This window comes from Acinetobacter sp. YH12106 (assembly GCF_013418995.1).
In the GTDB taxonomy this organism is placed as follows: domain Bacteria; phylum Pseudomonadota; class Gammaproteobacteria; order Pseudomonadales; family Moraxellaceae; genus Acinetobacter; species Acinetobacter pseudolwoffii.
In genome coordinates this window covers 15,498-39,992 of record NZ_VPAV01000014.1, presented here as the reverse complement: position 1 = coordinate 39,992, position 24,495 = coordinate 15,498, and the positions used below count along the sequence as shown (strand labels likewise).

The window sequence follows — 24,495 nt, the reverse complement described above, 5'->3', positions numbered from 1 at the left end:
TTAGTTATATTGGCGTGGCACGAACTGGACTTCCGGATTCTTGTCCTTTTTGCGAGCCAGCTGACTGTTTTTACCTAGCAATAATTTGAGCTGCCAGATTTTTTCCATACGTAAAGATTTATTTGGGCGATGCTGCATGGCATCCAGTACAAACTTAGAGGCCATCAGGGCATCCGGAGAGCGTTGCAGCATTTCCTCAGCCAATGCTTGTGCGCGTGCCAGTGGTTCTTGATCCACATGGGTAACCAGACCAATCTCTTTGGCATAGGCACCGTCAAAAATCCGGGCAGTCAAGGTCAGCTCTTTGGCCAGATCAATCCCAATCAGGCCTTTCAGCGAACGGCTGAGTCCCATATCTGGTACCAGTCCCCAACGGGTTTCCATAATCGACATTTTGGTATCAGGATGTGCAATACGGATATCTGCGGCCAGAGCAAGCTGCATACCAGCGCCAAAACAGAAGCCCTGCATCGCAGCGATCACCGGCACCGGTAATTCCTGCCAGACCAGAAAGGCTTTCTGGAACAGGCTCTGACCCGGACGGATTAACTCCCAGGCCGCATAGGCACGATTTTTAGGATTATTTAAATCGGCCAGATCAATGCCGGCACTAAACACCTGCGCTTCACCGGTTAAAATGACGCAACGGATACTTTTATCTTTTTTGATTTTCTGCGCAGTCGCAACCAGTTCACGCAGCAGGGCAAAGCTCATGGCATTGCGTTTATCCGGGCGATTCAGTGTAACTGTGGCAATGCCGTTATTTTTTTCCAAGCGCACGAGTGACATGGCATTCTTCCTTATTTTCCTGAGCCGAGCATAACATGCGGCCCGTGAGCTTACATGACAGCTCAGTCATACTTTCTAAGTCACGGACTGAGCAGCTTCAAGTTTTAATTCAAATGTTGTTTCAGAATTTGCTGGGCGGCCTGTTCAACTTGTTCGACCACGGCTTTAAGTTCATCAAAATGTTTCAGCACGTCTTGAACAAAGTTTTCGTCGGCCTTGCGACGTTCTTTGCGCAGGGTTGAAACGAACTGTTCGAATCCGCCCGTGACTTTCTGTAAAGTCGGTGCGCCGACATAGCGGGTTGCACCATATAAACGATGCAAGACATGTTCCAGTTGCGGGAAATCTTCCAGTTCAATTAACTGCTGCATTTCAGTGAGTTCATCGGCAAAACTGTCGACCAGCATGCGCAACAGGTCTACTGCCAGATCTTCCTTATTGGCTGCCAGTTGCAGGCTTTGCTGCCAGTCCAGAATATTCGGATCCAGTGCATCAATCACATGGGCGCGTTCCAGCACTGGAAGCCGTTTAAAATGTTCGGTGGTCCAGTGGGTCAGAATCTGCACAATCTGCTCGATCTGGATCGGCTTGGTGACATAATCATCCATGCCATTTTGCAGCAGCTTATGTTTTTCATCTGACAGCGCATGTGCAGTCAGGGCAATAATCGGCAGTCGGTTATGGTTTTCAAAGGTCGATTCCAGTGAGCGAATCGCACGTGTGGTATCAATTCCCGACATCACCGGCATCTGAATATCCATAAAGACCAGATCAAAAGCTGGCTGTTTCTGCTCATAACGGCGCTGGATGATATCAATCGCTTCCTGTCCGCTCAGGGCTTTGCTGGTGGTGACATTCAGTTCAGCGAGTAATGCTTCCAGAACAATCAGGTTGGGCAAATGATCATCGACGGCCAGAATATGCAGACCCTGACCATTAAAGTCTTCATGCTGTTCCTGATCGAAGACCGGTTGATTGCCCAGCAGCTGAATCAAGGCACTGCGGCTGAGTGGCTGATGCAGAGCACGGGCACGATGGTCGTTCAGCATGCTTGGATCGAGTTGCATCTGATAACCATATACGGCCAAATGACCCTGATAACGCGAGCGGATCTCGCGTAACAGGACTTCGCTGTCGCCACTATGATCGACGATGAGCCAGGTGTTTTCAGAATTCTGTAGATGATTCAGGCGGCTAAACAGATCCAGAATCGATGCGCATTCAATATGCTTGACCTGATAATTTTCCAGATAATGACGCAAGACGTTCGCGGTTGCCGGATGGGCCAGATAAGACACCACCGTCAATTCATTGAAATCTGGATGTTCAATTACAGTATCTTCATCGACCAGGAACTGCGCAGTAAACCAGAAGGTCGAGCCTTTTTCGGTTGGGGCACGTTCCTGATTATCTTCAAAACCAATCTGGCCATGCATCAGGCTGACCAGCTGTTTGGAAATGGCCAGCCCCAGTCCTGTACCGCCAAACTGACGGGTGACCGAGGTATCGCCCTGTGAGAAAGACTCGAATAATTTTTTACGATCGGTACCACTCAGGCCAATGCCGCTGTCCTGTACACTAAAATGCAAGACACATCGATCGATCCCCTCATGTTCCATACGTGCCCGCACGATGATTTCGCCATCCGGCGTGAATTTGATCGCATTGGAAATCAGGTTGGTCAGAATCTGCTTAAAGCGTAGCGCATCGCCAATCACATGTTTCGGTACGCTATCTGCGTAGTAGAAGGCCATATCAATATGTTTTTGCGCGGCCAGTGGCGAGAGCATGTCCATCACATCAAAAATGGCTTCTTCCAGATCAAAAGCTGCTGTTTCCAGTTCCAGTTTGCCGGCATCAATTTTGGAAAAGTCCAGTACATCATTAATCAGTGCCAGCAAATGCGCCGAAGATTTACGAATGGTCTGCAAATATAAGCTTTGCTCATTGCTGAGATTGCCCTGACGCAAGAGCAGATGAATAAAGCCATCAATACTGTTTAGCGGGGTACGTAGCTCATGGGAAATGTTGGCCAGAAATACCGACTTGGCCTGATTGGCCGAGATTGCCTGGTCACGTGCCTGACGGTAGGTAATATTCTGGACTTCCAACGTGTCCAGAGTACGGCGTAAATCATCTTCGGTCTGTTCGGTATGTTCGCGCAGTTCCAGAAAGCTGAAATGCAGACGTTTCACCACATTGGCGATATCACGCTGCAATAAACGCAGTTCTCCAGTGCTGTTAATCACCATATGCTGACCCAGGGTGTCGGCATTCAGGCGTTGCAGCTGCATGCGAATTTCATACATCGGTGCAATCCAGCGCCGTGAGTAGAAATTCAGACAGAGTAATAACAGCAATAAGGTCAACAGACCGGTCGCAATCAACACGATCAAGACCCGGTAGCGGGCAATTTCCAGCGGCTGATTATCCAGTTCAATTGCCAGCCAGCCTTTAGAAAAACTGTTTTCATTCACTTTAATGGCATAAATATGATTGTCTTTATGCAGAATCGGGCCAATAAAGTTACCGCTTTTATCAAAATCGGGCCAAGCGGCCTGTTCCTGAAAGCCGATACCTAAACGATTCTTGCCACTGTCATCCAGAATGGCTGCCCGAACCAGATGCTTTTCATTGAGCATATTCTGCATGGCATTGTGGGCCTGATCATATTGCCAGGGATACAGGCTTAAAATATCCAGTGCATACTCAGACGTGCCTTGAAAACGCGTCATAATGGCAATCGCCATCTGCTTTTGCTGGGCACGTGCGGCATTCGAGGTTTCAGTCAACACCAGCATCGCGCCAACACAGGCCAAAATAGTAATCGGCACAAAAATCAGCGCAATCAACTGTCCATAGGCGTGATTTAAGTGTAGGCGTTTAAACAGCTTTTTATTGATCGTTGACATGATTTAAGCAGTATTTTCTTTATGTCTGGCATATTAGCATGCTTTAAATCGACAGTTAAAATTTAAGCATTATTTTTATAAGGGTTCAGATCAACCTTTAAAAATACAAGAGATTTCAGTTAAATGATTGTTGAAATACAGTGAAAAGCGGGCGATGAAGACTTCAGTCGTCTGAAAATCTGGGGCTGAAAATAACGCTTTTATATTCACAGCTGAGCTGCTTGATCTTGCTAAATCACAGGAAAATGAAGTTTATAGCGGGATACTGAGTCCGTTTTAGAGAGTTTCCTGAAAAAGCAGTGCTAAATGGATGCAGGGAAAAGCATTTTTTCATACAATAGCCGCACCTCGATATAGGTGCACACAATGAGTAATACCACCCCCGATTTTCAAGCAGATGAATTTTTGTTAGACCACTATGTCGGCAAAACGCCACTGGTGCGTTTACAGCGTCTGGCAAGTCACACTCAAGCTACAGTACTCGCGAAACTCGAAGGCAATAATCCGGCAGGATCGGTCAAAGACCGTCCGGCCTATAATATGATCATGCAGGCCGAGAAGCGTGGACAGATCAAGCCGGGTGATACCCTGATTGAAGCAACGAGCGGAAATACGGGGATTGCATTGGCGATGGTCGCAGCGATGCGTGGCTATAAAATGAAGCTGATCATGCCGAACAATATGAGTCAGGAACGTAAGGATGCGATGCGTGCTTATGGTGCCGAGCTGATTGAAGTCACCAAAGAACAAGGCATGGAAGGTGCACGTGATCTGGCCGCTCAAATGCAAAATGATGGCGTGGGTCTGGTACTGAATCAGTTTGGCAATCCGGATAATGTCGAAGCACATTATCTGACTACAGGTCCTGAAATCTGGCAGCAAACCGGTGGCAAGATTACCCACTTTGTCAGTTCTATGGGTACAACCGGCACTATTATGGGTGTCTCGAAATATCTGAAGGAAATGAATCCGGAGATTCAGATCGTGGGTTTACAGCCATCTGATGGTTCAAGCATTGCCGGAATCCGTCGCTGGCCGGAAGAATATCTGCCGACCATTTTTGACCGCAGTCGCGTGGATCGTATTATTGATATTCCACAAATTGAAGCTGAAAAAACCATGCGCAAGCTGGCGCAGAAAGAAGGCATCAGTGCTGGTACTTCGTCTGGTGGTGCGGTGTGGGCTTCCATAAAGCTGGCGGAAGAACATCCGGATGCCGTCATTGTGTGTATTATTTGTGACCGTGGTGACCGTTACTTGTCTACAGGGTTATTCTCTGTGCAAGATTCTGAATAATTATTTGAGCACTGTGTTATGCGCCTGCCTGTTTTAACTTTCGATATTGAAACCCAAACCGATCTCAAATCAGGCGCGCATTTATTTGGTCTGGACTTGCCTGAAGCAGATCTGGATCAGGCCCTGACCAAACTGCGCCGTCAGGATTCAGGCTCTGATTTTCAGCGTCCGCCCTTGCATGAAATTGTCTGTATTTCCGGTTTATGGATCGATGAGCAGGGCATGAAGCTGTTTTCTTTTAGCCGGGAACAGCATTCTGAAGCGGAAATTTTAAGAAAATTCTTATCGATTTTTGATAAGCGTCATCCGACGCTGGTCAGCTGGAATGGTTCACAGTTTGATTTACCGGTGATTTTATACCGTGCCATGTATCATGGACTCTCTGCACCGAGTCTATTCGATCAGGGCGAAATTGACACGCAAAAGCGTTATAATAACTACCAGAATCGTTACCATCATCGTCATGTCGACTTAATGGATGTGATGGCCATGTTCCATGCGCGTCATTTCCAGAAGCTGGACGATGTTGCACATTTGCTGGGTTATCCGGGTAAACGCGGTGACGGGGCCTATCGGGTTTCTGAATATGTCCGCAATCAGCAATGGACCGAACTGACCTCTTATTGTGAAGGCGATGTGCTGAATACTTGGCTGGTCTATATCCGCTGGCTGTTGTTAAAAGGACAGCTGTTATTGCCGGATTATCAGCATTTGCTGCACAGTACGATTCAATATTTGCATACCCAACCGCAGCATGCGGACTTTTTATCGGTTTGGCGTGAAACGTCACAAAGAACTGACTTTACCCGTTTTGATTTTCCAACTCCCACATCCTAGGTTTTCATGAAGCATCGAGCACACACACGTCCTACCCAGCAACCCGAGTACATTTTTCAGGTTGAGTCACTTTCGCATGAGGGACGTGGCATCGCTCATTATGGTTCACACCCGGATCATCCACCGCATAAACACGGCAAGAAAGTCTTTATCCGTTATGCCTTGCCCGGTGAAACCGTGCGTGCTCGCATTACCCGTGAAGTTAAAAAACTGGAAGAAGCTGACAGTCTTGAATTACTCAGCGAAGCTTCCGAAATTCGCGTCAAGCCGATCTGTGCACATTTTGGGGTCTGTGGCGGCTGTAATATGCAGCATATCGCAGCCGATGCACAGATTGAACTAAAACAGAATGTGCTGAAATCGCATTTACAGCATTTTGCTGGCATCCAGCCTGTGCAGTGGCTTGCACCGCTACGTTCCGAGCGTGAAGATTATCGCCGTAAAGCCCGGATCGGAGTGCGTTATCTGCCGGCTAAAGACACATTGGTGGTGGGTTTTCGTGAGAATCAAAGCAATAAATTAACCTCGATTGATCGCTGCATGATTCTGGATCGTGAATTTGGATCGCTTACAAGCCTTAAACAATTGCTGCAAAGTCTCAATGGCAAGGCTGACATTGGTCATATAGAATTGGCCATGGGGGATCAGGATATTGCCTTACTGGTGCGTGAAACTGCAAAATTATCAGTGGCTGATGTCAACCAATTGCGCGAATTTACGTTACAGAAAGGCTGGCAACTGTATGTGCAGCCTGCCGGCAAAGAAACACTTTCGCGGATAGATGATCCAGAAGCATCTGCACGCTTACACTATGGTCTTGATGACTTTGATGTGAAATTCGGCTTTAATCCTCTGGACTTTACCCAGGTAAATTCAAGCATCAATCCGCAAATGGTACGATTGGCATGTGATTTGCTTCAGCTACAACAGGGTGAACGGGTTCTGGATCTGTTTTGTGGATTAGGAAACTTTTCTTTGCCGTTGGCGCGCTGTGTTGGTGCGTCGGGTCAGGTGATTGCGGTCGAGGGAAGTGATGAAATGGTTCGACGTGGTGCGGAAAATGCCAAAAACAATGGTATTGCACAAATAGCGTTCTATTCACAAGATTTAACCAAAGATTTCTCGCACCACACTTGGGCAAATCAAGGTTTTGATGCATTATTAATCGACCCGCCACGTGCCGGGGCAGAAGAAGTCATGCATTATATCCCTCAGTTTGGAGCTAAAAGAATCGTTTATGTGTCATGTAATCCTGCGACACTCGCCAGAGATGCAGGACTCTTGGTACAACAGGGCTATCGTCTCACCCAAGCGGGCGTGATGGATATGTTTACACATACTGGACATGTTGAATCAATCGCATTGTTCGAAAAAGAAAATCAAATAAACGATTAAAGAAATGATGTTTTTAAAAGTAGGAGACGGGTATGGTCACAGTACGTGAGCAACTCCCTGGACGACTCAATGAGTTGTCACAGGAGACGACTGTAGAACATGCCGAACAAGCACACCAGGATCTGACTGAATGGTTGGATCGGGTTCGTGGCATATTAGATGGCGCACCTTTAACGCAGCTCGAAGAAGTCGCCCACTTAACATTAGAAAGAGAGCTGCAAAGTACGGTTCAGCACCGCTCCAATACCTTTTATACCGGTATTGAGATGGCGGATATTCTGGCGCATCTGCATGTCGATGAAGATACTTTGTCCGCAGCCATGCTGTATCGTGCTGTTCGTGAAGGCGTCATGCCACTCAGTGAAGTACTGGAACAGTTCGGCGAACAGGTGCATAGTCTGGTCAAAGGTACGCTTGCTATGGGTAAGCTGTCTGAGCTGATCGAAAAAAATAAACGCCTGGAAGATCATTTCAATAATAACCAGCGTGAACATCTGTCTGGCATTTACAAAATGCTGATCTCGGTCACTGAAGATGTACGTGTTGTTTTGGTCAAGCTAGCCGAACGTACCTATGCCTTGCGTGAGCTGGCCAATTCCTCGCGTGAGCGTCAGGAACGGGTGGCCCGAGAAATTCTGACCATTTACTCGCCATTGGCACACCGTTTAGGTATTGCCCAGTTAAAGTGGGAGCTAGAAGATCTGGCTTTCCGTTATCTTGCCCCGGAACGTTATAAAGAAATTGCGTCCTTACTGAATGAAAAGCGTCTGGAGCGTGAACAGTATATTCAGTTTGTGATTGATAAATTACGCAATGAATTGGCTGAGCATGGCATCGAAGCTGAAATTAATGGCCGGGTGAAGCACATTTATTCGATTTATCGAAAAATGAAAAGCAAGAGCCTGAGTTTTGACCAGCTCTATGATATTCGTGCCTTAAGGGTATTGGTCAAGAGCGTACCGGAGTGTTACCACAGTTTAGGGATTGTACATCAGATCTGGCGACATATTCCGCATCAGTTTGATGACTATATTACCAATCCAAAAGCCAATGGCTATCGTTCCCTGCATACGGCTGTAATTGCCGAGAACAAATCACTTGAAGTGCAGATTCGTACTTACAGCATGCATGAAGAAGCAGAGCTGGGGGTGTGTTCGCACTTTAATTATAAAGAAGGCTCGAAAACCACCGATCATTCTTTTAACCATCGTTTGCATTCCTTACGCGCAGTTCTCGAGCATTATCAGGAACGCAATGAGTCCAGTGCACATAAAGAAGCAGAAGATGAAATCGAAAACTTCGAACATATTCAAGACTTCGAAGGCTTCGAAAAAATTTATGTGTTTAGTCGTGATGGTGATATCAAAGAGTTGCCGCGTGATTCAACTGTGCTCGACTTTGCTTATCATGTGCATACCGAAGTTGGTAACAAATGCTATGCCGCGCGTGTCAATCAGCGCTATGTGCCACTGACCTATACCCTGAAAACCGGGGAACAGGTCGAGATTCTGACTAAAAAAGACCGTGAGCCGAATCGGGACTGGCTGGTTAACTCTCTGGGTTATATCAAGACTGCACGTGCGCGCGACAAGTTGCGCCACTGGTTCCGTCAACAGGACCGCAGTAAAAACCTGGAAGTCGGCCGTGAAGTGCTGAATAAAGAATTGTCACGTCTGGCGATTCATCCAAAATCAATCGATTTGAGTGATTATTGCAATCATTTTAATGTCAAAACCGGTGATGACATTCTGGTGAATCTGGTCAATGGTGATATCAGCCTGCATGCCTTGATTAATCAGGTGAATCGTCATATGCATCTGGATCAGGATGAACCTGAGCTGGTGCTGAAGCCAGCGCTGAATCCGCGTGCCAGTCATACGCTGTCAGCGCACGGTATTCTGATTGACGGGCTGGATAACGTAGAGCTGCATGTCGCGCAATGTTGCCAACCGGTGCATGGTGAGTCGATCGCTGGCTATATCACCCTGAATCGTGGGGTAAGCATTCATAAGGTGGCTTGTCCGGACTATGTGCGCATGATCACCCAAGAGCCTGAACGTGCGGTAGAAGCCGACTGGGAAATGCAGCCAACACGTGGCCAGAGCGTACAGATTGTGGTGGAAGCCTATGATCGACGTGGTTTGCTGAAAGATTTGACTCAGGTGATTTTCTCGGACCAGATCAATATCCGTCAGGTCAATACTATTTCGGAAGCGGACGGTATTGCCAATATGAAGCTATTGATTGAAGTTAAAGGCCTGGCGCAACTTTCCAAACTGCTGGCGCGTCTTGAACAGCAGCCGGGTATTATCAGCGCCCGCCGTCTGGTACAGGGTACTTAATTTCCTTTATGTAAGTTTAAAAAGCCTGCAATTCAATTGTGGGCTTTTTTATTGTAAGGTACTTGAATAAAATGGATAAAAAAAGATCAACAGACCGATATGAGTGCGCCAGAAATATTTGAACGAAGACGACATCATCTGACAAAAGTGATTGATCAGCTGATTGACACCCAGCAATTTAAAACCGGCAAAGAGATCTGCGAGCATTTTGGCTTGTCTGCTGCTTATATCGCGCAGTTACTGAATAGCAAACGCCAGATCGGGGAGAAGGTGGCAAGGGAACTGGAACAGCAACTTGGCTTAGCTCATTTAATTCTGGATCAGACGGTCGAACCGAAGATTGAACTTGCTACAGCTATAGAACAGGTCGCTTTATTTCAGATGCAGGTGGTACAGCAGCAGGCCTTTAAACTCAATCCCATAGATTCTACGGTTTCGTTCAATCCGGATATTTTTCATCTGCAAGCACAGCATTATGCGATTCAGGTGGCAGAGCACTATTATTTTCCCAGTCTGAAACCGGACTGGTGGCTGGTTTGTGATAAAGAGTTGCCAGTTTTTGGGATGTGCTGTGTGTATCTGGCCAACGGCTTGCAGCTCATTTTGGAGGGGGTGGGGGAAGCTCAAGATACTTATGAATTTCAAAGTCTGGATGAAAATCGGAAAGTCATTTTCCAAAAAACAGATATTGAAAAAATCCATCCAGTGATTGCGATTCTGCCGGCTACTTCAACATTCAAACAGCAGAAATAATTCAGCCCATCCTAGGACGGGCTGAACGATGAAAATGAAATATCAGATTAGGGAATCTGGTTTTCGTCTTCAAATTCTGGCTTGACTTGTACGATAAAGTCCTGACGGTTCAAACCACGCCAAAGTGCAAATCCAGTCCCGATATAGATTGAAGAGTAGGTACCGACAAAAACGCCGACAAACATCGCAATCGAGAACCATTTCAGGCCATCACCACCCATGAGCATCATTGCAACAACAACCAGCAATAGCGTCATAGAGGTATGAATGGTACGGCGTAAGGTTTCGGTCAGGGCAATGTTAATCACTTCAAGCGGTTCTGCACCCCGAATCTTACGGAAGTTCTCACGGATACGGTCAGAGACCACGATATTATCGTTCAGTGAGAAACCAATGATCGCAAGGAGTGCCGCAAGTACCGTCAGGTCAAATGGCCACTGCGTCATGGCAAAAATCCCGAGGGTCACCACGATGTCATGGAATAGCGACAGTACTGCACCGATCGCCAGTTTGAGCTCAAAGCGGATGGTGACATAGACCAGCATCAGCAAGAGTGCCAGTGCCACCGCGCCACCAGAGCGGACATACAGCTCATTACCCACCTGTCCGCCGACCACATCAAGCTTCGGTACCTCTGCCGCATTATTTGGCAGCTGAACCGCTGCTGTGACCGCTTTGGTCAGGTCTTCAGCTTCAATGTCTTCCTGAACGGGCATACGTACCATCAGGTCGCGTTCTGAACCTAAAGTCTGCACCACGGCATCGTTGAAGCCAGCCTGGCTCAGTGCCTTGGAAACATCCTCCGGTTTGACCGGATTGGTATAGTTCAGCTCGGCTGCCACACCACCGGTAAAGTCCAGACCCAGGTTCAGACCTTTAGTGGCAATAAAGAACAGACTCGCAACCGTTAAGAAGATAGACAACAATGCCGCAGGCAAAGCAATCTTCATAAACGGAATGACGCGTTCGTCTTCAGGGCGACCATACTGTTTCTGATTCAGTTGAGTATTTTCAGTCATCATCGATCTCCTTAAATGCTCAACTTTTTCAAGTTACGTTTTTTGCCATAAATGATCTGTACCACGGCACGGGTTACTGTAATGGCAGTAAACATCGAGCAGACGATACCAATCATCAGGGTCACGGCAAAGCCTTTGATCGGACCTGTACCAATCGCGAACAGAATGAATGCAACCAGGAAGGTGGTGAGGTTCGAGTCAAAAATGGTGTTATAGGCTCGATCATAACCCGCCACGATCGCCTGTTTCGGCGAGGCGCCCCATTTCATCTCTTCCCGTATTCGTTCACAGATCAGTACGTTGGCATCGACCGCCATACCGATGGTAATCACGATACCGGCAATCCCAGGAAGGGTCAGAGAAGCCCCAATCCATGACATGACGGTAAGAAGCATGGCCAGGTTAAAGACCAGAGCAAAGTTGGCAATCACACCAAACAGACGGAAGAATACCACCATCCAGATCGCCACCAGAATGAAGCCGATTTGCGTTGAAAGTACCCCTTTGTCGATGTTTTCCTGACCCAGACTTGGACCAATCACACGTTCTTCGACAAAGTACATTGGTGCAGCCAAAGCACCTGCACGTAGCATCAAGGCAAGTTCAGCAGCTTCCTGCGGAGAATCCAGACCAGTAATACGGAACTGAGAGCCGAGTACTGCCTGAATAGTTGCAGCATTAATCACGACAGATTCAGTATATGGGGTGCGAACTTCAGTTTGAGTGCCGGTCGCAGGGTCTTCCACATAGCTAATGCGCTGTTTGTTTTCGATGAACAGTACCGCCATACGTTTGCCAACCGCATTACGGGTCGCATCCGACATCAGTTTGCCGCCTGCGCTGTCTAGCGTAATGTTGACTTCAGCACCGCCGGTGTCCTGACTAAAGCCAGAAGATGCATTCTGAACACGTTCACCAGTCAAGATCCGGTTGCGGTTCAAAAGCAGCTGACGACCACTGTCCAGGGATTCATAAGCGAATACTTCTGTACCTGGTGGCAATGTGCCAGTCGCCTGACCGGTATATGGATCAATGTATTGATCATTCAGGTCAGAAACCAGACGAAACTCGAGGTTCGCAGTACGACCCAAGACACGTTTTGCTTCTGCAGTATCCTGTACACCCGGCAATTCAACCACAATACGGTTGCTGCCCTGGGTTTGCACCAGTGCTTCTGCCACACCTAACTCGTTAATACGGTTACGTAACGTGGTCAAGTTCTGGTTGACTGCATAAGACTCGATTTCTTGCTTACGTACATCAGTATAAGTCAAACGTAAAGTCGAACCGGTATCAGTCGCAACAGCCTGCTGGGTAAACTCATTGCCATTACGGCGCAAGAAGTCCATCGCTGCAGCACGATCATCATTGCTGGCAAACTGCACCACAATGGTGTTGCTGCTTAAGTTCAGGCTATTAAATTTCAGGTTGTTATCACGCAACTGACGACGTAGGTCTGTCGCAGAGGTTTCCATGCGCTGCGCAATCGCTTTGTCCATGTCCACTTCGAGTAAGAAGTGAACACCGCCACGTAAATCCAGACCCAGCTTCATTGGCTTGGCACCAATTTTTTGCAGCCATTCCGGCGTGGTCGGGGCAAGGTTCAATGCAACCACGTAATCATCACCTAATCCGCGACGTAAAGCTTCTTTGGCTTTAAGTTGCAGTTCACTTGAATCTACACGTAATAAGGCAGCATTGTTGCTAAAGCTATTGTCATGGGTGGCAATATTTTCAGTTGTTAAAATTTGCTCTGCTTTTTGTACGATGCTTGCATCAATTTGAGTACCGGCTTTGGCACCCGAAATCTGTACAGCAGGTTCATCTGGATACAAACTTGGCAGGGCATATAAGGTACTGATGACTAGTACAACTAGAATCAGTACATATTTCCATGCTGGGTAACGCATTTATTTTCTTCTTAAAATGAAAAAGTCGTGCAAGGGCACGACTATTTTTGATTAAAGGTTATTTAAAGTGCCTTCAGGAAGGACTGAAATCACACTCGCACGCTGAACTTTAACTTCTACGCCACGGTTCAATTCAACCACTGCGAAGTCACCTTCAATCTTGGTGATTTTGCCCATTAATCCGCCTGCAAAAACGACTTCACTGCCAACACCAAGGCTTTCAACCAAAGCACGATGTTCTTTGGCACGTTTAGATTGAGGGCGCCAGATCAAAAAATAGAAGATTGCAATAAAAACCGCAATCATCAAAAGGTTCGCCATCATGCTGGGTTGTTGTGCAGCTTCACCTGCAGCGTGAGCAGTCGAAATAAAAAGGCTCATTACATTTTCCTAAAATAAAAAAACTGGTGATCAACTTGATAATAAATTGACATATTCTTGCAATTTACATTGTCTTTTTCCTCAGCGCAAATGCTGATGGATTAATCTTGCGGGCAAGGGGGTACTTCCAGGCCACGACGGGCATAAAAGTCCTGCACAAACGCATCAAATGTACCGTTGTCCAAGGCATCACGCATGGATTCAGTCAAGCGCAGGTAATAACGCAAGTTATGAATGGTACCGAGCATCGAACCGAGCATTTCCCCACATTTTTCGAGGTGGAATAAATAAGCACGAGTGAAGTTGGTACAGGTATAGCAATCGCAATGTGGGTCAAGCGGGCTTTGATCGTGACGATATTTCGCATTACGGATCCGTACCAGACCATCTGTGACAAAATAATGACCATTACGTGCATTTCGGGTTGGCATCACGCAGTCAAACATATCGACACCACGGCGCACCGCTTCCACAATATCTTCAGGTTTGCCGACACCCATCAAATAGCGCGGTTTATCTGCCGGCATTTGTTCTGGAAGATAATCCAGTACCTTGATCATTTCCTCTTTAGGCTCGCCAACGGACAGACCGCCAATCGCGTAACCATCAAAGTCAATATCCAGCAGGCCTTTTAACGATTCTTCACGTAAGTCTTCATACATGCCACCCTGAATAATCCCAAACAGTGCATTACGGTTTTTCAGAACCTCATGATGTTGGGTTTTACAGCGCTTCGCCCAGCGCAAAGACAGTTGCAAGGATTTTTGCGCTTCTTCATGCGTCGCAGGGTAGGGCGTACATTCATCAAAAATCATCACAATGTCAGAGTTCAGCGTGTGCTGAATGTCCATTGAAATTTCAGGCGATAAAAATACTTTTGAACCATCGATGGGTGAGCGGAAGGTGACCCCTTCTTCTTTAATTTTACGCATTGCGCCCAGACTGAACACCTGGAAGCCACCGGAATCGGTCAAAATGGGATTATTCCACTTCATAAATTCGTGCAGGCCACCATGTTCACGAATCACATCGAGTCCTGGACGTAAATACAAATGGAAGGTATTGCCCAAAATGACTTGAGACTTGATCTCTTTAATATCACGCGGCAACAGCCCTTTCACCGTACCGTAAGTGCCGACAGGCATAAACATCGGGGTTTCAACCACACCATGTTCAAGCGTTAAACGACCACGACGGGCGCGACCCGACTGACCTAATTTTTCAAACTTCATAGGAGTTCCACATCCAGGCGAAAAAACAGTTCGCTGCTAGTTCATAGCTAAAGGGCGCTATTTTCCTTGATTCTTACGCTAAACGCCAGCATTGTAGAGCATTCGCTCTGTAATTTTATTTATCGTTGAATAAATGCAAGATCAGGTGAAATAGTCGAATTTGCAGAAAACTGCTGCAAGCGCTGCTGGATATCTTCCCGGCTAAGAGCACAGCTGCCATCCGGTTCAGAGGCCATGGCGGCAATATGCTGGATCAGTTTCTGGATATAGATATTGCTGTCGATAAAGTAAGATTCCAAGGTCAGCAAATAGGCATCTTGCGCCACTTGCAGATAATCATAAGGCTCCATCACCAGCATTTGCTCCAGATCAATCAGAATGTCTTTGTCATTTTGCGAGAGTTTTAATCGCTTACTGATTTCAGAAAAAGGCTGGGCATGTCGGGAGGCTAGAAAGTTTTGCAATAAGGCGCTTTCTGGGTTGAGTTCCAGTGCAGATCGGCGTTCAAATTCGGCCTGGTTTGGCAGGCTCAGGAAAAAAAGTATATTGCCCAGATCCAGACCATAGGCTTCGGAGAGGCGATATTTGGCCTGTTTGAATGTTTGCAGTAATAAATCCAGATGTGTTGTGTGGAGCTGTTGCTGTTCTAATAGCGGATGACCAAAACTATGCTGGGTTTTAAAATAATCAGCCAGCAAAGTTTTGAACGGGATCAGTCCGGAGTCGGGCGCAGCTTGTGCCCGATAACGCCATTTTGGGACATTCCAGCGATCTTGTTCAGCCAGATATTGCCGCTGATCTTCCGGATCTTTAAAAATACTGCATTCAGTCGAAATGGCCAGATCATCCAGCAGTAAAAATTCGTCAAAGACCAGACTACAGGCATAGATTCCATCGTCCTGATAATGGTCATAAAGCTGATAAAATTCCTCGACCAGCGTCTGCTCTAAGCACTCTACATAATTCAGCATAATTTTTATTCTTTATTTTATTGGTTTTATAAAGGTGTAGCTTCATCCTGGGTCATTTTATTATAAGTTGAGTACGCCAGGATGAGAAAGTCGATCAGATGAGATAGTTGCTCAGTGAAAATTTGGACGATAGTCAAAACTCTGGGTTGCGCTCTGATCGCGAAAAGGGCGAACTGCTTTTTTTCCTAACAGCATATTATTAATCACATTGTGTGGGAAAATCTGGATCTGGTTATTAAACAGTTCCACATTGCGATTATAAATGGTAATTGCCGCACCGACATTTTCATTCTGTTCTTCAATTTCAGCCATCATTTTCAGATAAATGTCATTGGCTTTTAGCTCGGGATAGTTTTCAACCACTACATTGAGGCTATGCATGAGTTGTTTGTTCAGGCTTTCAATGCGCTGTAACTGAGAAATGTCGGCATCGTTGATATTTAAATTCATGATGTTCTGACGCAGTTCGGTGACTTTTTCCAGTGTGCCTTTTTCAAAAGAAGAATATTGCTCGACCAGCGGCTGCAGTCCATCCAGAATTTTCAGTTTCTGCCGTTCATAACTGGCAACATCCGACCAGGCGCGAATCGTCGCGTTGTGATGACGGACAATACTGTTGCGGATCATAATGATCAGCACAATCAGCGCAATAATAATCAAACATAAAACCAAAAATCCCATGCGAGATATCCCCAATTCATATTTATATTCTGAAAATATTGATTTAAAAAAAAGCAGTTATTTTAAAAACTGCACAAGATCATGTTGTAACTGTTCGAGTTGTCTTAATTTAAACGTTCTGAGATGGCCGCGCAATGTCGAAATATCATTGATATGACGATGCTTGCTCGACACCTGAAATAAATCATGAGGCCCCAGATAGCAGAGCATCCGATTTTCCGGATGAAACAGTAAATCCCCCTGACGCTGTGCAAAAAAATCGGCCAGACGCAGTACAAAACCCGGACTGAGTAATTTGGCGGTTTGCATCGGATCACTGCCATAAAAGCTTAAGCGTTGATTGGTACGAATATCGCTACTATGCCAGGGATGGCTATAAGGATAATAAAATTTACGTCGAGAAGTCGTGACCGCCAGTCCCTGAATCTGGATATCAAAGACAAACACGCCCCACAGGTCTTTGTGAACCTGCATTAATTTAACCGGCTGCCCTTGCTTGTTGCGAACCTGTACTTCATCAATATAGTGATATTGAAACAGCAGCACCTGATGTTGCTGGCCGTTTTCATCTTCCCATACCGTGCTGGCATAACGTGTAATCTCATTACTCAAAGAACCTTGATTGAATAAGGGGAATAAACGTTTTAAATGTCCAATAAAATGCAGGGGATTTAAAGGAATTGAAATATGCTGTGGCTGTTGCTGAAAGGCAAGCTGATATTTTTTGGTCAGTGCTACATCTTCCAGAAAACCAATAACTTCATCTAGTGGTTGCTGCTGCTCATAGCAAAGATAGGCCCAGAACAGCAGCAGGCCGCCCAGAAAAACGCCACTTTGAATCCAGATATTTTCCGGTGCAATAAAAATGCTGACGATGAGCAACAAACCAATACCAGCCAGCGCCAATGGCAGATTATTTTCAAATTTTAGCGTTATCGGGCCATTCCAGGGATGCAATCCGTCCAGCAGGTCTTGATGACTCTTGGCTTGACGGCCCAAATCCCACAGCCGGGCAATATTCTGAAACACCACTGCATTTTTCTTGCGGCGAATATGAATGGACTGTTGTACAGACTCGATCGGCATGGGCAGCTATTCTCGCTATTGTGCCTGATCAATCAGCATGGCATCGCCATAACTGAAGAAGCGATAGTGGCTGTCTACTGCATGCTTGTAAGCATTCAGAATGTTGTCACGATTGGATAGGGCAGAAACCAGCATCAGCAGGGTCGATTCCGGTAAATGGAAATTGGTAATCAGACGATCGACCACTTTGAACTGATAACCCGGATAAATGAAAATCTGGGTATCACCGGTCCAGCCTTTCAGCTCACCGCCATTGGCCTGCGCCGCACTTTCTGTGGCACGGGTAGCCGTTGTACCGACAGCAATCACTTTATTGCCACGCGCTTTAGTTGTTTTGATGAGTTCCATCGACTCATCGGACACCTGGCACCATTCGCTGTGCATGATGTGATTTTCAATATCGGTAGTGCGGACTGGTAAGAATGTACCTGCGCCCACATGTAGTGTGACAAAGGTGGTCTGAATTCCTTTGGCTGCTAACTTTTTCAATAAGTCTTCATCGAAATGCAGAGAAGCCGTAGGTGCTGCGACACTGGCCAGCTTGGTTGGATCATTAAACACAGTTTGATAACGTTCGGTATCAATTTCTTCTGCTTCACGGTTGAAATAGGGCGGAATAGGTAGGGCGCCATATTTGTCTAAGACGTCTAAAATCGGCTGTGAAAATTCCACAATAAACAGGTTTTCATGACGACCTTGCACGGTCACTTTTACTGCATCTGGGCCAATAAACAGTTCTGCACCGGCTTTCGGTGAGTTGCTGGCCTTGATATGACAATGTGCAATGAACTGATCCATCATGCGCTCAACCAGCACTTCTACTGCACCGCCTGAGGCACGTTTGCCTTTTAAGCGCGCTTTCATGACTTTGGTGTCGTTTAATACCAGTAAGTCGCCGTCTTCAAGCAAGTCCAGAATGTCGGTAAATTGGTGGTCGTGATATTGACCGTGTGCATCGAGGTGCAGCAGGCGAGAGGCACTGCGTGTTTCCAGAGGATAGCGAGCAATCAGCTCATCGGGGAGATCAAAATTAAAATCAGAAAGTTGCATGATGATTTACGCTAAAAAAACTGCGGCTAGTATAAACTTTTTTCTTTTTTATGGCGGGAATTGCTCGATTTTAAAACGAAAAAATGCCATTTGTTTTAAAAATAAACAAATGTAAATATTCTGCGTTGACAGTGCCGAGAAATCGCGTATTATACCTTTCATCCACTCCCGAGGTGGTGAAATTGGTAGACGCGGCGGACTCAAAATCCGCTGTCAGAGATGACGTGTCGGTTCGAGTCCGACCCTCGGGACCAAAATTCTAGAAAACCCCAAGCACATTCAGTCTTGGGGTTTTTTATTGTCTGTATATTTAAAAGTATTTATTTACATCATTTCTTAAAATAGTTTTTGACTGAATTTGAGTGGTTTTGTCAGTAAGATGATGATTTATATCTATAGCGAAAAATAGATTAATTGAATAACTTTGATACATCAATCAGACATAAAAAACCGGCGCCTAGACGCCGGTTTTTTTATTTTACATTACTGATCAAGTCAGTTTTGCAAAAGCTTAGATCGTAGCAAGTGCTGCATTCAAAGTAGCACTTGGACGCATCACTGCATTTACTTTCTCTTGATCAACAGCGTAGTAACCACCGATGTCTACTGATTTACCTTGAACTTCAGCAAGCTCAGTAACGATTTTCTCTTCATTTTCAGCTAAAGTTTTTGCAAGTGGTGCAAATTTCGCTTTCAATTCAGCATTTTCGTCTTGAGCAGCAAGTTCTTCAGCCCAGAACTTCGCCAGGTAGAAATGGCTACCACGGTTGTCGAGTTCGCCAGTACGACGAGAAGGTGACTTGTCGTTATCTAGCAATTTGCCAGTTGCACGGTCTAAAGTTTTAGCAAGTAACTTGATGTTGTCATTGCCTTCTTTAATACCCATTTCTTCTAGAGAAACTGCAAGCGCCATGAATTCACCGAGTGAATCCCAGCGTAAGTGGTTTTCTTCAACTAACTGCTGTACGTGTTTAGGCGCAGAACCGCCTGCACCTGTTTCATACATGCCGCCACCCGCCATTAACGGCACGATTGACAACATTTTCGCAGATGTACCCAATTCCATGATCGGGAACAAGTCAGTCAGGTAGTCACGTAAGATGTTACCTGTTACAGAAATGGTATCTAGACCGCGCGCAACACGTTCAAGCGTATAACGCATTGCACGTACTTGTGACATGATCTGGATATCAAGACCGGTAGTGTCGTGATCTTTCAGGTATTTTTCAACTTTCTTGATCAGTTCATTTTCGTGTGGACGGTACGGGTCAAGCCAGAAGATTGCCGGCATGCCAGAGTTACGTGCACGCGTTACTGCAAGTTTCACCCAGTCGCGGATCGGTGCGTCTTTCACCTGACACATACGCCAGATATCGCCTTCTTCCACGTTTTGTGACATCAACACTTCGCCAGTTTCAAGATCAACGATGTTGGCAATACCCGCTTCAGAGATCTCGAAAGTTTTGTCGTGTGAACCGTATTCTTCCGCTTTTTGCGCCATCAAACCAACGTTCGGTACGGTACCCATTGTACGTGGATCAAAATTGCCATTCCACTTACAGAAGTTGATCATTTCCTGGTAAATACGTGCGAATGTTGATTCAGGCATAACGGCTTTACAGTCATAAGGTTTGCCATCAGCGCCCCACATTTTACCGCCACCACGGATCATTGCAGGCATAGAAGCATCTACAATCACGTCGTTTGGTGAATGGAAGTTCGTGATGCCTTTGGCAGAATCAACCATCGCAAGTGCTGGACGATGTTCTTGGCAAGCATGTAGATCTGCAATGATTTCTTCACGTACAGAGGTTGGTAGAGTTTCGATCTTTTCATAAAGACCAGCCATACCGTTGTTTACGTTCACGCCAAGCTCATCAAATAACTTGCCGTGTTTTTCAAATGCGTCTTTGTAGTAAATTCTCACACAGTGACCGAATACGATCGGGTGTGAAACTTTCATCATGGTTGCTTTCACGTGAAGTGAGAACAAGATGCCGGCTTCTTTACAATCATCTAATTCTTTTTCATAGAAATCGCAAAGCGCTTTTTTGCTCATGAACATTGAATCGATGATTTCGCCATCTTGAAGCGCAACTTTTGGCTTAAGAACGATGGTTTTACCAGACTTGGTGATCAATTCCATTTTCACATTACGTGCACGGTCTAAAGTCATCGACTTTTCGCCATGGTAGAAGTCGCCTTCGTCCATGTGTGAAACGTGAGTTTGAGACCACTGTTTCCACTCGCTCATAGAGTGTGGGTGTTTTTTCACATAGTTTTTAACGGCAGCAGGTGCACGACGGTCTGAGTTACCTTCACGTAGTACCGGGTTTACTGCTGAACCAAGACATTTGCTATAACGTGCCTTGATTGCTTTTTCTTCTTCAGTGGCCGGGTTTTCAGGATAGTCAGGAAGGGCATAGCCTTTAGACTGGAGTTCCTTGATACACGCTGTTAGCTGGCCAACAGAAGCACTGATATTTGGGAGTTTGATAATGTTCGTGTCTGGATCTTGTGTAAGACGACCTAGCTCAGCTAGAGTGTCAGGCACCTTTTGCTCTTCGCTTAGGTAATCTGTAAATTCAGAGAGCACGCGCACAGCTACAGAGATGTCACTTTTGACGATCTCAACGCCAGCTGGCTTAGTAAAGGTCTCAATGATCGGCAGCAGAGAATAAGTCGCCAGTAATGGCGCCTCGTCGGTCAGTGTGTAAATGATAGTTGACTTTCCACCAGCCATATATAGCCCCTTGCGTTGGATTGAGTTTCTGAGGGCCGAACTTTTGGTCCAGCCTCATTGAACCGATTTGCTTAAATAAAAACATTGAGAGTATCGTCTTTCAGCGCATTTCAGTCAACGAAATATGCTTTTAGATTGAAATTTGGGCGAAAATTTGTACAGATTTGTATGGTTTAGCTGTGTTTGTATTTTGTACAAAAAAATAATTTTCTGCGCTTAGAAATCATTATGGTGCTGGAAAGAAATTTTATGCTACCAGATTGTATTCACTAAAGATGAGTTTTTGAGCATTGGGTGGGATCGTGATGATCCCGAAATACAAATGAATGTTGAGTGATCAGATGCTATTTCGGGGCAGTTTCTTCGGGTCAATTGAGGCAATTTGCCTTGACGAATCATCATCTCAATATCATGGAATTACTTTGCGATATACTTCTAAGCATTGATCAAATCATTCTTAAAATTGCAGCGAAATAAGGAAATCGGATGCCCAGTTTATTTATTGTGATGCTTGGTGGCCGTCATGCCCGTGCCAATACAGAAGTTCATGATGTGGTACTGGCAGTAGGCGAAACTCTGGAAGAAACCTATCCTCAACTGAAAAATGCCTGGTTTGCCGAGCAAAAAGGGCTGCATATTGATGCTTGGGCGCAAATTAATGGACTGGAGTTCGAGGGCAAAAATTATCACGTTCAATTTAGCGATGCTGCCCCGAATCAGGCTGCCGAAAAGCTTTGGCTGATTAATTTAGGGGGTTATGATGCACGTGAATTTGGTGAGCTGCACCGTTATGTGCTGGTGGTGGCACAGAATGCCATGGTGGCAAAACAGCGCGGTAAAGCTTATTTCGCCAAGCACTGGCAAAAACAGCATACTGACCGGGTGCTGGATGTCGATGATTGCATTGCGATTGATCAGGTGTATGGCCGATATGTACAGCTGGTGGAGGGACATTTTAGTGCGAATCGCTGGGAAAATACCTATCTCACGATTTAAAACCGAAGCATAGGGCTATAGTGTGGCTGAGGGTCAGGATTCGACGAGTGACTTAAAAAAAATCTTTATCAAAGTTCAATAATCTGCATAATACCGGAAAGGAAAAACAGCTTTTGACTGAGATGGAACATCTTAAATGGATTTAATTCAGGCAAATGGACAACCGCACTATGGACGTTTCAAGGAACTTCCAAAAAGTATTGACTATCAGGCATATCAATACAAGAACCCTTATGGTCAGGTGCTGTCAGGCTGGCGTAAGCATCTAAAATATAAGAAATTCAAATTTTGTAGTATTCAGCACGAACATTATACCATTGGGCTGGCGATTGCCGATATTGCATGGGCAGGGCACAGTTTTGTCTATGTCTACAACCATATGACCAATGACGTTCTGGAATGGAATGCGATTAATTTCCTGTCTCGCCATACTGTGCTGGATGAACAACCATTATTCAATCACAGTTATTTTCATAAATCGCCTTTTCAGGTCGATATTCAGCATGCCAACGGTGTGCGCTATATCAATGTCAGTAAATACGGCGAAATTCAGCTCAGTGCACGAATCTTTTGTGCAGGAACCGATCCTTTAAGTATGTGTAGCCCAACTGGTATCAACGGTTGGACTTATACGCAAAAGCTCACGACCTTAGGTTGCGAAGGCTATTTTTTAAATAAACAAAAACAAAAGATTCAATTTAACGAACGAACTTTTGCCTTGCTGGATGACACCTGTGGCTTTTTACGTCCAGAAACTGCCTGGTTTTGGTTGTCGTGTAACTTTTGGGATGCGACCAATCAGCGGATTGGAATTAATTTAGCATCCGGTGTTAACGAAAGCTTTGGTAATGAAAACTGTTTATGGATCAACGGAAAAATTTATCCATTGGCTGATGTGCTCTTTCAGCAGGAATCCGAAACTCAATGGACGATTCAATCGCTAGATGAAAAGCTAAATCTGACTGTAAGCACAGGCTGGCGACGTTATGAAAATCTGAATTTGCGTCTGGTCGGCAGCCAGTTTAGCCAGTGGCAGGCCAAAGTCTGTGGCACCATTCAGCAGGATGATCAGGAAATTATTTTACTGAATGAATATGCCTTGCTTGAGCAGCATTATGCCAAATGGTAAATCAGCTTAAATCAAAAAGCCTTCAATTTTGAAGGCTTTTTGATTTAAGCGATGCTCACGTTTAGTCTTTCGCGGCCTGCCAGAAGGCTTCACCGGCTTGAATCGGATCGCCGGTTTCATTTAGGGTGTTGATCCAGACCTCGTATTGGGCAATCACTGGGTGCTGACTCGGATGAAAGTCTTTTTTAAACCAGTCTCGATACTGTTTGCCCATTCGGGTCAATGTGCCTTTTGGACCAAAAAACCAGGGTAAGCTCTTGATATTCATCTGCAAGCGTTGCAAGGGACTAAAGCCATCATGTTTCAGCATGACATTGGCACGATAGACGGTAAAACTAAACATTAAAATGGTCGTGCTGACTAAGGTGGCTCGACGGGTAAATTCTGGGGTTTTAGCCACATTTTTCATCACATCAAAAGCTACATCGCGGTGTTCCATTTCCTCAATGGCATGCCAGGCCAATAATGCCCGTACAAAAGGATGGGCATCTTTCAGGGTCTGTTTTTGTCCATAAAAAGTTTCTGCCATAAGCGCCGTTAAGTGCTCTGCCGCAGCGGTAATGGCAATATTAAACTGGGGTGAGCGGTGCTTCAGATCATAATTGAAAATTTTATTTAAACGTTCAATAAATTGGTCTACAGGCATGCCTTGCTCGCGCATCAACTGATTCATTTTGTCATGCGCGATGCCGTGCTGGGCTTCCTGGCGGATAAAATCCGCGACACGTTGTTGCAGCTCTGGGTCCTGGATCTGATCGCGGAACAGGCGGACACTCTGAATAAAATAGCGCTCGCCGTCTGGAAAGGTCAGGCTCAGGGCATCGAACATGCGTGTCATAAAGGGATCGCCGCCGAACCAGTAACATGGAATTTCATCCAGTTTAAAATCAAGTTGGGTGCGAACCACAGGCTGTAGGGCGGATTTTAATATGGCGTTCATCTTGTAGATTCTTTTTTGTGACGATGCTGACAG

General features: G+C 45.7%; 19 protein-coding genes and 1 tRNA gene. 8 read left to right on the top strand and 12 right to left on the bottom strand.

Annotation, left to right across the window (positions count from 1 at the left end):
- Both FTU45_RS10615 and FTU45_RS10610 read right to left on the bottom strand, forming a co-directional pair.
- Complete coding sequence (locus tag FTU45_RS10615) at window positions 1–789, bottom strand: crotonase/enoyl-CoA hydratase family protein (RefSeq protein WP_100329837.1); 789 nt, start codon at window positions 787–789, stop codon at window positions 1–3.
- 104 nt (window positions 790–893) lie between these two features.
- Window positions 894–3,701, bottom strand: a complete 2,808-nt coding sequence (locus FTU45_RS10610) for an ATP-binding protein (protein ID WP_159516643.1) — start codon at window positions 3,699–3,701, stop codon at window positions 894–896.
- A gap of 366 nt (window positions 3,702–4,067) precedes the next feature.
- Between FTU45_RS10610 and cysM the strand changes: the two genes are divergently transcribed.
- The 5 genes from cysM to FTU45_RS10585 all read left to right on the top strand — a co-directional run bounded on the left by cysM (window position 4,068) and on the right by FTU45_RS10585 (window position 10,324).
- Window positions 4,068–4,997: a cysteine synthase CysM gene (cysM, locus tag FTU45_RS10605; protein ID WP_005168623.1), complete on the top strand. Its 930-nt coding sequence runs from the start codon at window positions 4,068–4,070 to the stop codon at window positions 4,995–4,997.
- A gap of 18 nt (window positions 4,998–5,015) precedes the next feature.
- Window positions 5,016–5,834 carry a 3'-5' exonuclease gene (locus FTU45_RS10600; protein ID WP_180076376.1) on the top strand — a complete coding sequence of 273 codons (819 nt, stop codon included), beginning with the start codon at window positions 5,016–5,018 and terminating at the stop codon, window positions 5,832–5,834.
- A 6-nt stretch (window positions 5,835–5,840) separates the two neighbouring features.
- Window positions 5,841–7,229 (top strand): 23S rRNA (uracil(1939)-C(5))-methyltransferase RlmD, encoded by a 1,389-nt coding sequence (gene rlmD, locus FTU45_RS10595; protein WP_180076375.1) that lies wholly within the window; start codon window positions 5,841–5,843, stop codon window positions 7,227–7,229.
- A 32-nt stretch (window positions 7,230–7,261) separates the two neighbouring features.
- Window positions 7,262–9,571, top strand: coding sequence for a bifunctional (p)ppGpp synthetase/guanosine-3',5'-bis(diphosphate) 3'-pyrophosphohydrolase (locus FTU45_RS10590; RefSeq protein ID WP_100355758.1), 2,310 nt, complete (start codon window positions 7,262–7,264; stop codon window positions 9,569–9,571).
- Between the two features lie 99 nt (window positions 9,572–9,670).
- Window positions 9,671–10,324, top strand: coding sequence for a hypothetical protein (locus FTU45_RS10585; RefSeq protein ID WP_180076374.1), 654 nt, complete (start codon window positions 9,671–9,673; stop codon window positions 10,322–10,324).
- Between the two features lie 47 nt (window positions 10,325–10,371).
- Here FTU45_RS10585 and secF read toward each other — a convergent pair whose 3' ends face one another.
- The 8 genes from secF to queA form a co-directional block, all read right to left on the bottom strand.
- Window positions 10,372–11,346 (bottom strand): protein translocase subunit SecF, encoded by a 975-nt coding sequence (secF, locus tag FTU45_RS10580; RefSeq protein ID WP_171255744.1) that lies wholly within the window; start codon window positions 11,344–11,346, stop codon window positions 10,372–10,374.
- Between the two features lie 8 nt (window positions 11,347–11,354).
- A complete protein-coding gene (secD, locus tag FTU45_RS10575) occupies window positions 11,355–13,253 on the bottom strand; it encodes a protein translocase subunit SecD (protein WP_005168609.1) in 1,899 nt (632 codons plus the stop codon).
- A 51-nt stretch (window positions 13,254–13,304) separates the two neighbouring features.
- Window positions 13,305–13,634 carry a preprotein translocase subunit YajC gene (gene yajC, locus FTU45_RS10570; protein ID WP_005098077.1) on the bottom strand — a complete coding sequence of 110 codons (330 nt, stop codon included), beginning with the start codon at window positions 13,632–13,634 and terminating at the stop codon, window positions 13,305–13,307.
- A 101-nt stretch (window positions 13,635–13,735) separates the two neighbouring features.
- Complete coding sequence (tgt, locus tag FTU45_RS10565) at window positions 13,736–14,866, bottom strand: tRNA guanosine(34) transglycosylase Tgt (protein WP_005098076.1); 1,131 nt, start codon at window positions 14,864–14,866, stop codon at window positions 13,736–13,738.
- 119 nt (window positions 14,867–14,985) lie between these two features.
- Window positions 14,986–15,837: a DUF4303 domain-containing protein gene (locus FTU45_RS10560; protein ID WP_180076373.1), complete on the bottom strand. Its 852-nt coding sequence runs from the start codon at window positions 15,835–15,837 to the stop codon at window positions 14,986–14,988.
- A gap of 111 nt (window positions 15,838–15,948) precedes the next feature.
- Window positions 15,949–16,518 carry a LemA family protein gene (locus FTU45_RS10555; protein ID WP_005098074.1) on the bottom strand — a complete coding sequence of 190 codons (570 nt, stop codon included), beginning with the start codon at window positions 16,516–16,518 and terminating at the stop codon, window positions 15,949–15,951.
- A 57-nt stretch (window positions 16,519–16,575) separates the two neighbouring features.
- Window positions 16,576–17,604 carry a hypothetical protein gene (locus FTU45_RS10550; protein ID WP_180076372.1) on the bottom strand — a complete coding sequence of 343 codons (1,029 nt, stop codon included), beginning with the start codon at window positions 17,602–17,604 and terminating at the stop codon, window positions 16,576–16,578.
- A gap of 15 nt (window positions 17,605–17,619) precedes the next feature.
- Window positions 17,620–18,654, bottom strand: coding sequence for a tRNA preQ1(34) S-adenosylmethionine ribosyltransferase-isomerase QueA (gene queA, locus FTU45_RS10545; RefSeq protein WP_100355755.1), 1,035 nt, complete (start codon window positions 18,652–18,654; stop codon window positions 17,620–17,622).
- 167 nt (window positions 18,655–18,821) lie between these two features.
- Between queA and FTU45_RS10540 the strand changes: the two genes are divergently transcribed.
- Window positions 18,822–18,908, top strand: a tRNA-Leu gene (locus FTU45_RS10540).
- A 257-nt stretch (window positions 18,909–19,165) separates the two neighbouring features.
- On the opposite strand, the gene FTU45_RS10535 is transcribed toward FTU45_RS10540, so the two are convergent.
- Window positions 19,166–21,397 carry an NADP-dependent isocitrate dehydrogenase gene (locus tag FTU45_RS10535; protein ID WP_074383515.1) on the bottom strand — a complete coding sequence of 744 codons (2,232 nt, stop codon included), beginning with the start codon at window positions 21,395–21,397 and terminating at the stop codon, window positions 19,166–19,168.
- Window positions 21,398–21,883: 486 nt separating this feature from the next.
- On the opposite strand from FTU45_RS10535, the gene FTU45_RS10530 reads away from it, so the two are divergent.
- Together FTU45_RS10530 and FTU45_RS10525 are read left to right on the top strand one after the other, a co-directional pair.
- On the top strand, window positions 21,884–22,393 hold the full coding sequence (locus FTU45_RS10530; RefSeq protein WP_005098068.1) for a DUF1543 domain-containing protein: 510 nt from the start codon (window positions 21,884–21,886) through the stop codon (window positions 22,391–22,393).
- Between the two features lie 136 nt (window positions 22,394–22,529).
- Window positions 22,530–23,522, top strand: a complete 993-nt coding sequence (locus FTU45_RS10525; protein ID WP_005168593.1) for a DUF2804 domain-containing protein — start codon at window positions 22,530–22,532, stop codon at window positions 23,520–23,522.
- A 61-nt stretch (window positions 23,523–23,583) separates the two neighbouring features.
- Here the strand turns inward: FTU45_RS10525 and FTU45_RS10520 are convergent, their stop codons facing one another.
- The gene (locus FTU45_RS10520) at window positions 23,584–24,462 is read right to left on the bottom strand and encodes a metal-dependent hydrolase (protein WP_180076371.1); all 879 of its coding nucleotides are present in this window, start codon (window positions 24,460–24,462) and stop codon (window positions 23,584–23,586) included.
- Window positions 24,463–24,495 lie beyond the last annotated feature (33 nt).

Excerpts from the sequence above, each read along its gene's own strand:
- FTU45_RS10615 (WP_100329837.1), bottom strand. The coding sequence starts at position 789 with ATGTCACTCGTGCGCTTGGAAAAAAATAACGGCATTGCCACAGTTACA.
- FTU45_RS10610 (WP_159516643.1), bottom strand. The coding sequence starts at position 3,701 with ATGTCAACGATCAATAAAAAGCTGTTTAAACGCCTACACTTAAATCAC.
- cysM (WP_005168623.1), top strand. The coding sequence starts at position 4,068 with ATGAGTAATACCACCCCCGATTTTCAAGCAGATGAATTTTTGTTAGAC.
- FTU45_RS10600 (WP_180076376.1), top strand. The coding sequence starts at position 5,016 with ATGCGCCTGCCTGTTTTAACTTTCGATATTGAAACCCAAACCGATCTC.
- rlmD (WP_180076375.1), top strand. The coding sequence starts at position 5,841 with ATGAAGCATCGAGCACACACACGTCCTACCCAGCAACCCGAGTACATT.
- FTU45_RS10590 (WP_100355758.1), top strand. The coding sequence starts at position 7,262 with ATGGTCACAGTACGTGAGCAACTCCCTGGACGACTCAATGAGTTGTCA.
- FTU45_RS10585 (WP_180076374.1), top strand. The coding sequence starts at position 9,671 with ATGAGTGCGCCAGAAATATTTGAACGAAGACGACATCATCTGACAAAA.
- secF (WP_171255744.1), bottom strand. The coding sequence starts at position 11,346 with ATGATGACTGAAAATACTCAACTGAATCAGAAACAGTATGGTCGCCCT.
- secD (WP_005168609.1), bottom strand. The coding sequence starts at position 13,253 with ATGCGTTACCCAGCATGGAAATATGTACTGATTCTAGTTGTACTAGTC.
- yajC (WP_005098077.1), bottom strand. The coding sequence starts at position 13,634 with ATGAGCCTTTTTATTTCGACTGCTCACGCTGCAGGTGAAGCTGCACAA.
- tgt (WP_005098076.1), bottom strand. The coding sequence starts at position 14,866 with ATGAAGTTTGAAAAATTAGGTCAGTCGGGTCGCGCCCGTCGTGGTCGT.
- FTU45_RS10560 (WP_180076373.1), bottom strand. The coding sequence starts at position 15,837 with ATGCTGAATTATGTAGAGTGCTTAGAGCAGACGCTGGTCGAGGAATTT.
- FTU45_RS10555 (WP_005098074.1), bottom strand. The coding sequence starts at position 16,518 with ATGGGATTTTTGGTTTTATGTTTGATTATTATTGCGCTGATTGTGCTG.
- FTU45_RS10550 (WP_180076372.1), bottom strand. The coding sequence starts at position 17,604 with ATGCCGATCGAGTCTGTACAACAGTCCATTCATATTCGCCGCAAGAAA.
- queA (WP_100355755.1), bottom strand. The coding sequence starts at position 18,654 with ATGCAACTTTCTGATTTTAATTTTGATCTCCCCGATGAGCTGATTGCT.
- FTU45_RS10535 (WP_074383515.1), bottom strand. The coding sequence starts at position 21,397 with ATGGCTGGTGGAAAGTCAACTATCATTTACACACTGACCGACGAGGCG.
- FTU45_RS10530 (WP_005098068.1), top strand. The coding sequence starts at position 21,884 with ATGCCCAGTTTATTTATTGTGATGCTTGGTGGCCGTCATGCCCGTGCC.
- FTU45_RS10525 (WP_005168593.1), top strand. The coding sequence starts at position 22,530 with ATGGATTTAATTCAGGCAAATGGACAACCGCACTATGGACGTTTCAAG.
- FTU45_RS10520 (WP_180076371.1), bottom strand. The coding sequence starts at position 24,462 with ATGAACGCCATATTAAAATCCGCCCTACAGCCTGTGGTTCGCACCCAA.